The organism is Plantactinospora alkalitolerans (assembly GCF_015690345.1).
GTDB classification, from domain to species: Bacteria; Actinomycetota; Actinomycetes; order Mycobacteriales; family Micromonosporaceae; genus Plantactinospora; species Plantactinospora alkalitolerans.
Map to the genome: position 1 here is coordinate 1 of NZ_JADPUN010000162.1, position 14,300 is coordinate 14,300.

At 68.9% G+C, this 14,300-nt stretch carries 12 protein-coding genes and 3 pseudogenes; 6 read left to right on the plus strand and 9 right to left on the minus strand.

Features of this window, described 5'->3' with window-relative positions; genetic code table 11:
• A partial coding sequence (locus I0C86_RS16660) for a hypothetical protein (protein WP_196202152.1) occupies positions 1–807 on the minus strand: 807 nt, incomplete at its 3' end.
• A 97-nt stretch (positions 808–904) separates the two neighbouring features.
• Positions 905–2,764, minus strand: a complete 1,860-nt coding sequence (locus I0C86_RS16665) for a phosphoenolpyruvate carboxykinase (GTP) (RefSeq protein ID WP_196202153.1) — start codon at positions 2,762–2,764, stop codon at positions 905–907.
• A 505-nt stretch (positions 2,765–3,269) separates the two neighbouring features.
• Here I0C86_RS16665 and I0C86_RS16670 point away from each other — a divergent pair.
• The 3 genes and pseudogenes from I0C86_RS16670 (at position 3,270) to I0C86_RS16680 (ending at position 5,268) form a co-directional block, all read left to right on the plus strand.
• Entirely contained in the window at positions 3,270–3,749 is a 480-nt protein-coding gene (locus I0C86_RS16670) for a GtrA family protein (RefSeq protein WP_230394277.1), read from the plus strand.
• Positions 3,750–3,811: 62 nt separating this feature from the next.
• Positions 3,812–4,261 (plus strand): annotated as a pseudogene (locus I0C86_RS43480) (GtrA family protein); the annotation flags it as partial.
• 506 nt (positions 4,262–4,767) lie between these two features.
• Positions 4,768–5,268 carry a MaoC/PaaZ C-terminal domain-containing protein gene (locus I0C86_RS16680; protein WP_323373683.1) on the plus strand — a complete coding sequence of 167 codons (501 nt, stop codon included), beginning with the start codon at positions 4,768–4,770 and terminating at the stop codon, positions 5,266–5,268.
• A 65-nt stretch (positions 5,269–5,333) separates the two neighbouring features.
• On the opposite strand, the gene I0C86_RS16685 is transcribed toward I0C86_RS16680, so the two are convergent.
• The 3 genes and pseudogenes from I0C86_RS16685 to I0C86_RS45070 form a co-directional block, all read right to left on the minus strand.
• Positions 5,334–5,909 carry a PH domain-containing protein gene (locus I0C86_RS16685; RefSeq protein WP_196202156.1) on the minus strand — a complete coding sequence of 192 codons (576 nt, stop codon included), beginning with the start codon at positions 5,907–5,909 and terminating at the stop codon, positions 5,334–5,336.
• 158 nt (positions 5,910–6,067) lie between these two features.
• Positions 6,068–6,514 (minus strand): annotated as a pseudogene (locus I0C86_RS45065) (biotin--[acetyl-CoA-carboxylase] ligase); the annotation flags it as partial.
• Positions 6,515–6,676: 162 nt separating this feature from the next.
• A pseudogene (locus tag I0C86_RS45070) lies at positions 6,677–7,090 on the minus strand (biotin--[acetyl-CoA-carboxylase] ligase); the annotation flags it as partial.
• A gap of 114 nt (positions 7,091–7,204) precedes the next feature.
• Between I0C86_RS45070 and I0C86_RS16695 the strand changes: the two are divergent.
• Positions 7,205–8,797, plus strand: a complete 1,593-nt coding sequence (locus I0C86_RS16695) for an acyl-CoA carboxylase subunit beta (protein WP_196202158.1) — start codon at positions 7,205–7,207, stop codon at positions 8,795–8,797.
• Between the two features lie 106 nt (positions 8,798–8,903).
• Here the strand turns inward: I0C86_RS16695 and I0C86_RS16700 are convergent, their stop codons facing one another.
• The 4 genes from I0C86_RS16700 to I0C86_RS16720 form a co-directional block, all read right to left on the minus strand.
• A complete protein-coding gene (locus tag I0C86_RS16700; protein WP_230394279.1) occupies positions 8,904–10,040 on the minus strand; it encodes a ketopantoate reductase family protein in 1,137 nt (378 codons plus the stop codon).
• Between the two features lie 55 nt (positions 10,041–10,095).
• On the minus strand, positions 10,096–10,836 hold the full coding sequence (locus tag I0C86_RS16710) for a M50 family metallopeptidase (protein WP_196202159.1): 741 nt from the start codon (positions 10,834–10,836) through the stop codon (positions 10,096–10,098).
• Positions 10,837–11,013: 177 nt separating this feature from the next.
• On the minus strand, positions 11,014–11,274 hold the full coding sequence (locus I0C86_RS16715; protein ID WP_196202160.1) for a hypothetical protein: 261 nt from the start codon (positions 11,272–11,274) through the stop codon (positions 11,014–11,016).
• 59 nt (positions 11,275–11,333) lie between these two features.
• On the minus strand, positions 11,334–13,382 hold the full coding sequence (locus I0C86_RS16720) for a serine/threonine-protein kinase (protein WP_196202161.1): 2,049 nt from the start codon (positions 13,380–13,382) through the stop codon (positions 11,334–11,336).
• Positions 13,383–13,474: 92 nt separating this feature from the next.
• On the opposite strand from I0C86_RS16720, the gene I0C86_RS16725 reads away from it, so the two are divergent.
• Together I0C86_RS16725 and I0C86_RS16730 are read left to right on the plus strand one after the other, a co-directional pair.
• Positions 13,475–13,696: an acyl-CoA carboxylase subunit epsilon gene (locus tag I0C86_RS16725; RefSeq protein ID WP_196202162.1), complete on the plus strand. Its 222-nt coding sequence runs from the start codon at positions 13,475–13,477 to the stop codon at positions 13,694–13,696.
• Between the two features lie 124 nt (positions 13,697–13,820).
• Entirely contained in the window at positions 13,821–14,240 is a 420-nt protein-coding gene (locus tag I0C86_RS16730; protein WP_230394280.1) for a hypothetical protein, read from the plus strand.
• Positions 14,241–14,300: the final 60 nt, after the last annotated feature.

The following is a 14,300-nucleotide window of genomic DNA, read 5'->3' on the forward strand; positions in this document are numbered from 1 at the left end:
GGTCAGCGCCGCTGCCGCCACCAACGGTCCACCATCCCGGACCAGGCCGTCGACGCCCAGTAGCGCCCAGCACAGCGGCAGATCGACCAGCAACACCAGTACGGTGATCAGCACCAGCAGCCCAGCAGCCCACCGCTTGCCCCGGAGCAGGAAGAACGTGCTGAACAGCACCGCGTAGCTGACCCCGATACCGACGACGAACCACAGCACCACGGTAGGCGCGGTGACCAGCCGCCCGTCGAGGATCGTGCCGATTGCCACCAGAGCGGGCACCAGGGTCAGCGGGGCGTAGGTGAACGCCGCGACCCGAGCGGTGAGCAGCCAGCCGGCGACCGGGGGCCGGCGTGGGGCGACCTCCCGCCAGGAGACGCCGCGCCGGTCCACCACCAGTCGGTTGGGGTGCCGGACCAGGTGTTCCCGTACCGACGCCGACCGGTACAGCAACCACACCACCGCGGCACAGAGCGCGGTCAGTGCGGCGAATCCGAGCAGTCCCGGCAGGGCGGGCACACCGGCCCGGGGAACGACCAACCGACCGACCGCGAACACCGTGGTCACCGCGAGGATCAGTCCGAGTGGGCGAGCGCCGGCCCGGGCCCGCCGGACGTGCCAGATCAGGATCAGGAAGCCGAGCGTACGCAGCAGGGCCCAGCCGCTGCGTACCGCCAGGCCGAAGCCCCGGTCCGGGGCGTACCACCAGTTGAGCACGTCGACCGCGACGGTGGCCGCAGCGGTCGCCGCGAGCAGCCAGGTCAGGACGCGGACGGCTGACGGCCGCCGGACAGGGGTCTCGGCGGCCGTCGTCATGCCCTCGATGATGCCCGGTACGGGCGACCCGCACACCCGGGCGTTGTGTTAGGAAGGGGCCCTTCTACAACAGAAAGCGATAATGGGGGGCCCTTCCTTACCTCCGGTCCACCCCGACGCGGGTGGCTTCGTCGTCCAGGCGGGCACGGAGGGCGTCCAGTTCCGCCCAGAGGACGCCGGGCAGTTTGTCGCCGAACTTCTCGAACCACTCGTTGATCATGGGCAGTTCGTCGCGCCATTCCTCGACGTCGACCCGCATGGCGATCCGGAGGTTCTCCATGTCCATGTCGAGCCCGTTGACGTCCAGCGCGTCGACCGTCGGTACGAAGCCGATCGGCGTCTCGACCGCGTCGCCCCGGCCCTCCAGCCGCTCGACGATCCACTTGAGCACCCGCGAGTTCTCACCGAACCCGGGCCAGATGAAGTCGCCGTCGGCGTTCTTCCGGAACCAGTTGACGTAGTAGATCTTCGGCAGCTTCGCCTCGTCGCCGTCGGTGCCCTTGCCCATCTCGATCCAGTGCCGGAAGTAGTCTCCGGCGTGGTAGCCGATGAACGGCAGCATCGCCATCGGGTCCCGGCGGACCACGCCGACCTCACCGGAGGCCGCGGCGGTGGTCTCCGAGGAGAGCGTCGCACCCATGTAGACGCCGTGCACCCAGTCCCGGGCCTCGGTGATCAGCGGGATGGTGTCCTTACGCCGCCCGCCGAACAGGATCGCGTCGATCGGTACGCCGCGCGGGTCGTTGAACTCGTCGGCGACGATCGGGCACTGCAGCAGCGGGCTGCAGAACCGGCTGTTGGCGTGCGAGGAGAGTTCGCCGCTCTCCGGCGTCCAGTCCCGACCCTTCCAGTCGATGAGGTGGGCCGGCGGCTCGCTCATGCCCTCCCACCAGATGTCACCGTCGGGAGTCAGCCCCACGTTGGTGAAGATGGAGTTGCCCTGGTCGATGGTGCGCATCGCGTTGGCGTTGGTCTTCCAGCCGGTGCCGGGGGCGACACCGAACAGTCCGAACTCGGGGTTGACCGCGTAGAGCCGGCCGTCCTCACCGAACCGCATCCAGGCGATGTCGTCGCCGATGGTCTCGACCTTCCAGCCGGGGATGGTCGGTTCCAGCATGGCCAGGTTGGTCTTGCCGCACGCCGACGGGAACGCGCCGGCGATGTAGTGCACCCGGCCCTCGGGCGAGGTGAGCTTCATGATCAGCATGTGCTCGGCGAGCCAGCCCTCGTCCCGGGCCATCACGCTGGCGATCCGCAGTGAGTAGCACTTCTTGCCGAGCAGCGAGTTACCGCCGTAGCCGGAACCGAAGGACCAGATCTCCCGGGTCTGCGGGAAGTGCGAGATGTACTTGGTGTCGTTGCAGGGCCACGCCACGTCCGCCGCCCCGGGCTCCAGCGGGGCACCGATCGAGTGCAGTGCCCGGACGAAGTCGGCGTTCGCCCCCATCCCGCTCAGCACCTTCGTGCCCATCCGGGTCATGATGCGCATGGACGCGACCACGTACGGGCTGTCGGTGATTTCCACCCCGAACATGGGCTTCTCCGCCTCCAGCGGCCCCATGCAGAACGGGATGACGTACATCGTGCGGCCGCGCATCGAACCCCGGTAGAGGTCTGTCATGACGCGCTTCATCTCGGCCGGTGCCATCCAGTTGTTGGTGGGGCCGGCGTCCGCCTCGTCCATCGAGCAGATGAAGGTCCGGTCTTCCGCCCGAGCCACATCGGAGGGATCGGTACGTCCCCAGAAGGAGTTCGGCTTGCGGGCCGGGTCAAGCCGCACCAGCGTCCCGGCGTCGACCAGCTCGTCGGTGAGCCGCTGCCACTCCGCTTCCGACCCGTCGACCCAGACGACCTGGTCGGGGCTGGTGAGCTCGGCGACCTCTTTGACCCAGGCGAGTAGTTTCGAGTGCCTTGTCGGAGCCTGATCGAGACCCCGGATGGTAGCCGGAGCGGCCATGACATATCTCCTTTGGTCGACGCTGACCGAATCCAGGGCGCGCGGTGCCTGCGGGCCGGCGACCGCGTCGCCGTTGAAAGCCTGGGATTTCCGTCAGCGTAAACCGAATGGCGGTTGACGGCAGCGAGACTGGTTGTGAAGAACTGCACAAGATGCTGGTGCGCTGCGGCAATTCGATTCTTTCCCCGCTCCCACGCGCAGTTTCACGCAAATCCTTCAGAGCCATTGCATTACGTCACGACATCCTCACCGTCTCCACCGGTGTCAGCACGACGCTGGCGTCACACCGGAAACTGCAGTCCGCCCCGGGCGTCGTCCGTGGACGGACCCCGATCGCCACTACCGCCCGTACGGGCGGTTCGTCCGGCCGGTCGCGGCGCCCGCGAGTCGGCCGTAGCGGGCCGTGAGGAAGTCCCTCAACCGGTAGGCTCAACCCGTGTCCTCGACCGCCACCGGCGAACAACCTTCCCCTCCGGGCGCACGGCACGGCTTCTTTCGAACCCTGTTGGACCGTTTCGGCCACCTCGTCCATGAGTTGGGCAAGTTCGGGATGGTCGGCGCCGTGGCCTTCACGGTCGACTTCGTGCTGTTCAACTACGCCAACGCGAGCCTCGGCTGGGAGACGCTGACCGCCAAGACGTTCTCCACCGTCATCGCCGCGACCGTCGCTTTCGTCGGCAACCGGTTCTGGACCTGGCGACACCGGGAACGATCCGGGATGGCCCGCGAGTATTCGCTGTACTTCCTCTTCAACGCCGTCGGCCTGGGGATCGGCCTGGCCTGCCTGGCCATCAGCCACTACGGGCTGGGCAGCATCTGGCCCGGCGTGTTCAAGTCCCTGGTCGCCGACAACATCTCGGCGAACTTCGTCGGCGCCGCACTCGGCACGTTCTTCCGGTTCTGGTCGTACCGACGGTTCGTCTTCGTCGGTCCCGCCGCATCGGACGCACCAGAGGTGATCACGCAGAGTCACAAGCGGCCGTGAGCGGGGACCCATCGTCGAACTGTCGGCTCACCCGGCCCGCCCGTCTGCCTTAAGGTGTTCGAATGCGTTTCGTCCGTCTGTTGCCTGAACGCTGGCAGAAGCTCCTCCGTGAGGTGCTGAAATTCGGCGCTGTGGGTGGCGTGAACGCCGTCATCAACTACGCGGTGTTCAACGCCCTCGCGCTCACCGTGTTCGCCGACGGGCAACTGAAGGCGAACGTCATCGCAACCGTCGTCGCCGCCTGCTCGTCCTATCTGCTGAATCGGCACTGGACGTACCGGGACCGGCCGAAGTCGGCGATGCGGCGCGAATACCTGCTCTTCTTCGTGTTCAACGCCACCGGCCTGGCCATCGAGCTGGGTGTGTTGGCGGTCGCGAAGTACGGGCTCGGGATCAGCGGTCTCCTCGCGCTAAACGTCGCGAAGACCGTCGGTGTGGGGCTGGCCACGATCTTCCGGTTCTGGTCGTACCGCACCTTCGTCTTCCGGAACACTCCGCCCACGTCGTCCGACGTCGGCTCGAACGCGACGGTGATGGACGCGCCGGTGATGAAGACGTCGACGCCCCGATCCGACTCGGACAGGCGGCCGGACGGGGAGTTTCTGGCCGAGTTGGACCCGGTGGCCGAGCTGGCCGAGGCGGTCAACGAACTGACCGAGTCCGACCACGACCACGACCACGACCACGACCACGACCACGACCACGATCGGGATCGGGATCGGGATCGGGATCGGGATCGGACGACGGCGACCGGCAGTCCCGGAGCCGGCGCACCGGCCGTGAACGGCACGCAGGCGGCGAACGGCACGCAGGCGACAAACGGCGCTCCAGCCGTGAACGGCACGCAGGCGACAAACGGCGTACCGGACGGAGCGGCATCCGGGACCGAACCGGCCCCCGTTGCCGGGCAGCCACTCGAGGTCCAGTTCGCCGAGACGATCGATGTCGCGCTGGAGACGGAACTCGCCGCCGAGCTGAACGCCGCCCCCCGGCGTTCTTCGGCCCGTTGAGCCTCACCGTGTCGCGCTCGGGAACCGGCGCGACCGCCGAGTTGTTCTTCGAGGACCTGACCCCGGGGCGGTCGTTCGACCTCGGCGTCACCGTCGTCGACCGGCAGGAGATGCTCGACTTCGCCCAGCGCTTCGACCCGCAGTGGTACCACGTCGACGAGGAGATGGCCCGGCAGAGCCACCACGGCGGGCTCATCGCCAGCGGCTTCTTCACCGTGAGCCTGTTCATGCGCGCCTACGTCGACCACGTGCTGTCCCGGGCCGCCGGTGACGCCTCACCCGGCCTGGAGGAGCTGCGCTGGCTGGCCCCGGTACGCCCCGGCGACCGGCTCGCGGTCCGGCTCGTCGTACTGGCCAGCAAGCCGTCCACGGCCCGGCCCGGATTCGGTACGGTCACGTTCAGCGCCAGCATGGATCGGCTGAATGCCGTGAACAAGCCGGAACGTGAGGTGCTGCGGACCCGCTTCCGTGGCTGGTTCGTCATGCGGGAGCCCGGCACCGCCGGCTGAACAGGTCCCGTCCACGCCGGCCCGATCGCTCGGGCCGGCGTCCGGAACGCGCCGGGGGCCGTGCCCTACTTCGACTGCTGCTCGCGCAGCGGCTTGCCCTCGCTCATGTCGGCGAGCATCTCGCGCATCTCGCCGTCGCCGAGCGAGTGCTTGTCGTGGTTGGCATCCACCAGCTCGTACAGGGTGGTCTGCACCTTCTCCACGTCCGGGATGTCGACCAGCACCGACTGCCCGCGCTCGCCGGCCGACTCGATCGTCAGCGTGCCGCAGCCGAGCAGCCGCTCAAGGAAGCGCTGGTTCATCGAGTGGTCGTTGATCCGACCCAACGGGATGTCCCGGCGGTCGCGGGAGAAGACGCCGTGCTGCAACAGCACCCGCTCGTTCGTGAACAAATAGTGTGTGGTGCGCCATACCAGGTACGGCCAGACGCTGAACACCACCACCAGAACCAGCGCGATCGCCGCGATCACCCAACCGCCGATGGTCCCCGCCCCGGTCGACGGCAGAAGGACGAGGCCGGCGACCACTGCGGCGATGGCCAGGACCAGCACCACGACCGGCCGGATCAGCGCCTTCCAGTGTGGGTGCAGGTGCGATACGACATGCTCGTCCTGGGTGAGCACGTCCTCAGGGAAAGCCACCCCAACCTCCTCGTCCAAACACGAATGTCGCCGGTGACCGTAACGGTTGCAGGCTACGAAAGCGGCATCCGGTATCGACTCTTTACCGGCCGGTCATACCGCTCTTCACCAACCTGTCGTCCCGTCCGTCTCTGTGTGGCGTAGCGCGGGGTGGGCGGTCAACGCAGGTGCAGGACGTCGCCGGCGGCGATCCGGCGCTCTCCGGCCCCGGTGTCGAGCACCAGTTGACCGTCCGGGTCGATGGTCCGCGCCGTGCCGACCAGGTCGTTCCCGCCCGGCAACAGCACCCGCACCTCCCGGCCGAGGGTCGCGCAGTGCCGCAGGTAGGTCTCGTGCAGGCCGCACGCCTCGGCGTCGCCACCGGCGGTACGCCACCGGCCGTACCAGCGGGCGGTCCCGCGCAGCAGCGCCCGTAGCAGGGGGTCCCGGTCGGTGGCCGTCGCCCCGGCCAGTTGCAAGGAGGTAGCGGGCAGGCCGGTCGGGTTGACCGGCAGCTCGTCGGCACGCAGAGTCACGTTCAACCCCACCCCGAGTACCACCGAAGGTGGCTCTCCGGCGGTCCCGGCCACCCCCTCGGCCAGGATGCCGGCGCACTTCGCCTCGCCCGAGCCCGAACCCGAATCCGAGCCCGAACCCGAATCCGAGCCCGAGCCCGCGTTCGAACCCGAATCCGCGTCCGATACGGAGCCGGAGCCGGAGCCGGAGCCGGAGCCGGAGCCGGAATTTGTCACGGCGTCCGGTTCCGAGTTCGGCCAGACCAGGAGGTCGTTGGGCCACTTGAGTGCCGAATCCAGCTCGGCGAGCAGGTCCACCGCCTCCACCAGCGCGACACCGGCCAGCAGCGGCAACCAGCCGTACCGGTGCGGTGGCGCCGCCGGCCAGCCACGCTCCGGGTCGGCCAGGCCCGGTCGGAGCAGCACGCTGACCGCGATTCCGGCCCGCGCCGGGGACTCCCAGGATCGCCCGCGTCGCCCGCGCCCGGCGGTCTGCCGCTCCGCGACCACCACCAGGCCCTCCGGTTCGCCGGACCGCGCCGCCTCTGCCGCGTCCGCGTTGGTGGACCCGGTCTCCAGCCGCAGGACCAACCGGTTCCACAGGCTGTCCGGGGCGATCAGGGCCCGCTCCAGCCGGCGCGCGTCGAGCGGCGGGCGGTCCAGATCGGTGTACGGCGATCCCGGCATCAGCCCAGCGTACGGACTCGGCACCGACGTATCGACAGCCCCGCCGGGGTGGTACGCCACCCTCGTGCCCCACCGGCGGCGGCCCGGTCACCGGGCGTCGTTACGATCGCGGACGTGACTGGGCAGGAGAGCAGCACCGAGGTCAATCCCCACAGCACGGCCGGCCGCCTGGCGGACCTGGACCGGCGGGTGGACGAGGCGGTGCACGCCGGATCGGCCCGGGGCGTGGAGAAGCAGCACGCCCGGGGCAAGAAGACCGCGCGTGAGCGGATCGACCTGCTCCTCGATCCCGGCTCCTTCGTCGAGCTGGACGAACTCGCCCGGCACCGGTCGACCAGCTTCGGGCTGGAGCGCACCCGCCCGTACGGGGACGGGGTGGTGACCGGGTACGGCACGGTCGACGGCCGGCAGGTGTGCGTCTTCGCCCAGGATTTCACTGTCTTCGGCGGCTCCCTCGGCGAGGTCTTCGGCGAGAAGATCGTCAAGGTGATGGACCTGGCGATGAAGATCGGCTGCCCGGTGATCGGCATCAACGACTCCGGCGGGGCCCGGATCCAGGAGGGTGTGGTCAGTCTCGGCCTGTACGGCGAGATCTTCTTCCGGAATGTCCGTGCCTCCGGCGTGATCCCCCAGATCTCGCTGGTGATGGGTCCGTGCGCGGGCGGTGCGGTCTACTCCCCCGCGGTAACCGACTTCACCGTGATGGTCGACCAGACCTCGCACATGTTCATCACCGGACCCGACGTGATCAAGACGGTCACCGGCGAGGACGTGGCGATGGAGGAGCTGGGCGGGGCCCGGACCCACAACACCAAGAGCGGCAATGCCCACTACCTCGCCACGGACGAGGACGATGCGATCGACTACGTCAAGGCGCTGCTGTCGTACCTGCCGGCGAACAATCTCGACGAGCCACCGGTGCTCGACGCTCCGGGCGATCTCGCGATAAGTGACGCGGATCGTCAACTGGACACCCTGATCCCGGATTCGGCGAACCAGCCGTACGACATGCACCAGGTGATCGAGCACGTGCTCGACGACGGCGAGTTCCTCGAGGTGCAGCCGCTCTACGCGCAGAACATCGTGGTTGGCTACGGCCGGGTCGAGGGACGGCCGGTCGGGGTGGTGGCCAACCAGCCGATGCACTTCGCGGGCTGCCTGGACATCGCCGCGTCGGAGAAGGCGGCCCGGTTCGTCCGCACCTGCGACGCCTTCAACATCCCAGTACTCACCTTTGTGGACGTTCCGGGATTCCTGCCCGGTACGGGACAGGAGTGGGACGGCATCATCCGGCGCGGCGCGAAGCTGATCTACGCGTACGCCGAGGCCACCGTTCCGAAGGTCACCGTGATCACCCGGAAGGCGTACGGCGGAGCGTACGACGTGATGGGCTCCAAGCACCTCGGTGCGGACCTCAACTTCGCGTGGCCGACCGCGCAGATCGCGGTGATGGGCGCACAGGGCGCGGTGAACATCCTCTACCGCGGCGAGCTGGCCGCCGCCGAAGATCCGGCCGCCGTCCGGGCCGAGAAGATCGAGGAGTACGAGGACGCCCTGGCCAACCCCTACATCGCGGCCGAGCGGGGCTACATCGACTCGGTGATCCGGCCGGCGGAGACCCGCAGCCAGATCATCCGGGCGCTGCGAGTGCTGCGCACCAAGCGGGAGACGCTACCGCCGAAGAAGCACGGCAACATCCCGCTCTGAGCGTGCCGGCACGCGGTCGACGACGGTTGTCGGCGGTTCGCTCCGGACCCGTCCCAATGGTGACGGCGTCGCCTTGTCGGCATCTCGGGTCCGTCGCGCCGACCGGTCACCGGAGCAGTACGTCAAGTTCCGCCCTGGGAAAGCCACCGGCCGGGATCCGCTCGCGTACGGCCCGGCGCACAGCCCGCTGCACCGCCGCGTTGACCGGGGTCGGCACCCCGTGCAGCCGGCCCAGCAGCACGATCTCGCCGTTGAGATAGTCCGTCTCGGCCGAGCCCGCGTCCCGGGCCAGGCTCTGCCAGGTCGAACCGCCCTGCCGCTGCCCCCCGCCCACCGGGACCGCCTGGACCTGGTCGCCGCGCTCGGCCGCCTCCTCGGCGCCCGAGGTGTACGAGATGCCGGCCGCCGTCAGTACGGCCTCGCCCTCGACCCGTACCGCCTCGAAGAGGTCGGCGTGTGGCGCAGGCCCGGCACCGGCCGACCGCCCGAACAGCGCCTCGATCCCGTTGCCGAGGTTGCGGAGCAGTTTTCCGTACTTCCAGCGCATCGCATCGGCCCGGACCGGCGCGAGGATCCGGCTGGCCACCAGGTCCGCACCGATCTGTTCGGCTGTCTCATCCGTACCGGACGGAAAGACCCCGAGATGCAACATGCCGGAGTACGGGTGCCCGTTGGCCACGACCCGCCCCGGTTCCAGATGTGTGGCCGGTAGCCAGACGGTGACCGGGTAGACCCGGTCGAAGAGTCGCGCGGCGGCCCGCTCGTTCGCCACCCCGTTCTGCGCCGTCAACAGCGGTAGCCGCTGCGCGGCCGTGCCGCCTCCGACCACGGGCAGGTCCGCCCAGCTCCGCAAGGCGGCCTCGGTGTCCTGTGACTTCACCGCGAGGATCAGCACGGTGTCCGGGGTGAGCCGCAGTCCGGCTGCGCCGTTGCGGGAGGCGTCACCGCCCACCGGTTCGGAAGCTGCGGCACCGACGGATGCCTGACCAGCGGACGCCGCGTCAGCGGACGTCGACCCAGCGGACGTCGACCCAGCGGATGCCGGGTCAGCGGATGCCGGGTCTCCGACGGCGGGCAGTCGGGCGGTGTACTCCCCGTCGGGCGTGGTCAGAGTCAGCCCATGCGCGCGGATAGCCGCCAGGTGTGGTCCGCGGGCTACCAGGGTCACGTCGTGGCCGGCCTCGGTCAGCCGTACGCCGATGGTGCCGCCGACCGCGCCAGCACCGATGATCACGTAACGCATGCCGTCCCCCGCTTCTCCCCGCTCCTCCGCGATCCTCCCCGCTCCTCCGCGCTGCTCAGCCGGGTAGGTTCGCGCTGTTGAGTATCGGTCCGGTGAGCAGGGCCGCGCCGGCCAGCAGCGCAATCAGGTTGATCGCCCCGAACAGTCCGACCCAGAACAGACCCGGTACCCGGGTGAGCCAGGCGAGCTGGTCGGCGTCCGACTGCGGCAACTGTCCGCGCCGACGCAGCGTCTGCAGTTCACCCACCGGCCGTACCCCGCCGAGCAGCAGGAACCACACCCCGGTGTACGCGAACGCGGCCTGCACCTGCGGCGACGCCATCCAGGAAACCCCGAGTACGACTGCCGTGGTGACGACGATCGAGATGATCCCGAAGACGTTGCGGATCATCACCAGCATGGCGAGCAGCAACGCGACGGCCACCCAGAGCAGGAGGGTGATCCGATTTCCGCCGAGCACCCAGGCGCCGGCCAACCCGATCAGCGATGGTGCGAGATAGCCGGCGAGCAGCGTGAACACCATCCCGGGACCGGTCGGTCGGCCCGCCGAGAGGGTCAGTCCGGAGGTGTCCGAGTGCAGCCGGATCCCCTGTAGTCGACGGCCGGTGAGCACCGCAGCCAGCGCGTGCCCGCCCTCGTGGGCGATCGTGATGGCGTTCCGCCCGATCCGCCACGGTAGCCGGGTCAGCACCACGGCCAGCGCCACCAGTCCGGTGATCAGGACCAGTAGCGGAGGTGGATCCGGTTGCGCTCCGAAGAGCCGGTCCCAGAGGTCGGTCAGTCCGTCGGTCGACACAGCGAGCGAGCCTAGCCCACGTCAGGCTGGTCGCCGACGCCCGTGAAGGTCAGTAGGTCCGGGGCAGGGCGCCATCCTCGTGCAGCGATGGACCGGATACGAGTTAGTGGCAGCGGGGCCCGTCATCACCTACGCGGTCGATAACTGACCCGGCTGCCGCTAACGTCGCAAGCCGATTCACCGATACTGACGTACGGCTCCGGTCCTCGGTCGGGCCGTTACCGGAACCGCCATCCGGGCCGGCACCATGTTCCGATCCGCCATGCCACGCCGCAGCAACATCCAACCGCCGACCGTACCGACGGCCACGATCACGACGCTAGCGAGCGCGACCAGCGCGACCATGCCAACGCTCGCGACGAGCAGGGCCAGGTCGCCGATGGCGACCACCATCCACAGTGCAATGCTCGGCTTCGTCGCGCGATGTCGGAAACGCATCAGTCGTACCTCCTTCCGTCGAGATCACCACTACCCCGACGGAGGGCAGGCCATGCGCGTCAACTCTTGGCAGGTTGGAAGCCGGTGGCGATTATCTCGAAGTTTGGGAGATTCTTCTTCCACTCACTCTCCGCGGTGTCCCAGCGGATCGCATACGCCTTCTTCTTCGACGTGACGAATCCCCGGTTGCGGACGTGCATCCGGGTGCCGCCCTCGGTGTGGATCCACTCCCAGTCGGCGGCCGTCAGCCAGTAGTTCTTGACCTCCGTGATCTTCACTCTCTGATAGTTGCTGTAGGTGCCTCGGCGGACCTGCTCCTGGCTCTTCCAGTCCGCGACGGGATCCGGCCGGGGACTGTCCGTCTGGTCGATCATCAGGAAGCGGCTGCTCTCGGGATCGTTGAACTTGACGCGGGGACCGTCCCGGGCCACCGTCCAGTTGGCCGGCACCGGCACCGAGAAGCCGGTCTTGTCCTTATGAAGCCTCCAGCCCGCAGGTAGCTGCGGTTGGGCAGGTTGTCCAGTGGGGGTCGCGGAGGGCTGGGCTGTCGCGGCGGGCGTCGGAGCCGGCGTCGGCGGCGGTGCGCTGGTGGTGGCACGCGGCGGGGTGTCCACAGGCTGGCTGCTGGTGTTGCTGCCCGGCGCGGCTTCGGGATCGTCATCCGAGCCACCGTTGGCCAGGGGCACGATCACGCCGAGTGCGATCAGGAGCAGGACGACGACCCCGCCGATCAACCACACCCTGCGGTTGCCGGCGGTGAGCGCGGCCAGTGGCCCACTTCCGGGCTCGTCATCGTCGTGCGCGGTGTCCCGTGCGGCGGGCACCGTCGCCCGCCCCGCCGGCTGTACCACCGGCTGTCCCGCTGGCGCGACCAGTTCGGTCGGCGCCGCGTCAGGAGTCGGCTGCACCGCCGTCGGGTCCAGCGCCGGCTTCGGCTCGGCGACTTCGGCACCGTCATCCTCGCCAGGTACCACGACGACCGTGGGCTCGGCCGGCGCGGGAGCGACCTCCGGATTTGCGGTGTCGGCCGCGGACTCTGTCGGTGTCGCCTCCGGTGCCGCTGATGTGTCGGCATCGCTGGTAGACGAAACAGGCAACTTCGTCGTCTCCGCCGCTGGCGGAGCAGCCGGAGACGGGGCTGACGTCGCCTGGGTAACCGGCGGCTGTTCCGGAGTGGGCCGGGGCGCCGGCAACGGCACGATCCTCGTACGCGGTTCTCCCGGTTCACGCGGGCCATTCGGCCCGGGTCGCCGTACGCCGTCAAGCAGTGACATCCCCGGGCTTCGCCGCCGGCCAGACGCGCGGCGCAGTAGCCGCTCCGCGACATCCGCAGTGATCCGTTGCGCCGGGTCCTTGCGCAACAGACCGGCCAGCACCGCCTTCATCGGCCCGGCCCGGCGCGACACCGGCGGAGGCTCGGTAGCCAGCGCGGCCAAGGTCGCGATCGCCGACGGCCGGGCAAAGGGCGACTGCCCCTCCACGGCGGCGTAGAGCGTCGCGCCCAGCGACCAGAGGTCACCCTCGGGCCCGGCGGTGCCATCCCGAGCACGCTCGGGAGCGATATAGGCGGGCGAACCGAGCACCAGGCCGGTACGGGTCACGTTCGGGTCACCCGGCACGGTCGCCAGGCCGAAGTCCGTCAGAACGACCCGGCCGTCGTCGCCGAGGAGCACGTTGCCAGGCTTCACGTCCCGGTGCATCACGCCGGCCCGGTGTGCCGAGTTCAACGCGCCGAGCACCCCGAGCCCGATCTCGGCCGCCCTGGTGGCGGAAACCGGCCCATCAGATGCCAGTACGTCCTGCAGCGAACGCGAGGGAACGTACTCCATGACGATCCAGGGGTCACCGTCCGTACGTAACACGTCGAAGACGCGGACCACGTTCGCGTGATTGAGTCGGGCAATCGCACGGGCCTCACGCAGCGAACGCTCACGCATTTCGCGACGCTCGTCCTCCGTCAGGCCTGGCGGCGGGACCAACTCCTTGATCGCAACGTCCCGGTGCAGGACTTCGTCGCGTGCCTTCCAGACACGACCCATCCCGCCCTGGCCTAGCGGCTCGACAAGCCGGTATCGGTCAGCGATGAGTTGTGGGGGCGCACTGGACACCCGTGGACGGTACCCAACGTCAACCTGAGTCACACCTGCGGCACGCCTATCTGAGACGTCCACCAACCCGATGACCACGTACCCTCGAGCCCATGGCTGACGAAGAGAGACTACTCCGGGTGGTCCGAGGCGTTCCCACCCCGGAAGAGTTGGCCGCGCTGGTCGGGGCTGTCTTCCTTCGCGCCCGACCAGACACATCGGCCCGACCGGCTCCCGTGTCGACCTGGGCACAACGCGCCCGCCCCGGTACGGTGTCCGGAATGCCGGCCCGAAGTGGCCGCGACGGCTGGCGGGTCTCCGGCCTTCCCCACTGACCCGTCCTCAGGCCACCAAACGGGGCTGCCCACGCGGGCCCGGACCCACTAACCTTGACGTGGGGCAGTACGTAGTACCTGGGGAGAAGACGTGATACCTGAGGAAGACCGCGGCCCTGCGTGGTTGCGTGACTATGGCGGCTCCATCGAGGCCGACATCCAGCGGATGGAAGAGTTCGCCAAGCAGCTCATGACTGAGGTGCAGAAGAACTACGTCCCGCACATGGAGGAAGTCCAGTCGGACATGCTGCCCGACCTTCCTGGACCGGTCGGGTTCCAGGAGTTGCTCGACTTCATGCAGGCGCACCGGGACGTTCAGCAGAACACCTCTGACCGGGTCTGGGAAGTCGGTGACGGTACGGGTGGGCTCGCGACCGCTGCCGAGACCGTCAGCAAGAACTACGGCCAGGCTGACGCGTTCTCCCAGGCTCGTGTACGCGACGTCGAGAACGCCTTGAACCAGACTAATGTGGCGCCACCGCCACCAGCCGGAACGCAGACTCCGCAGGGCGGCACGGACAACTCGGGGGGTTCGGATGCTTGACGGAGGCGGGTCCGGCGGAGTCTCCGGCACGACCAACTGGGTCGGGCAGACGGTTGACGA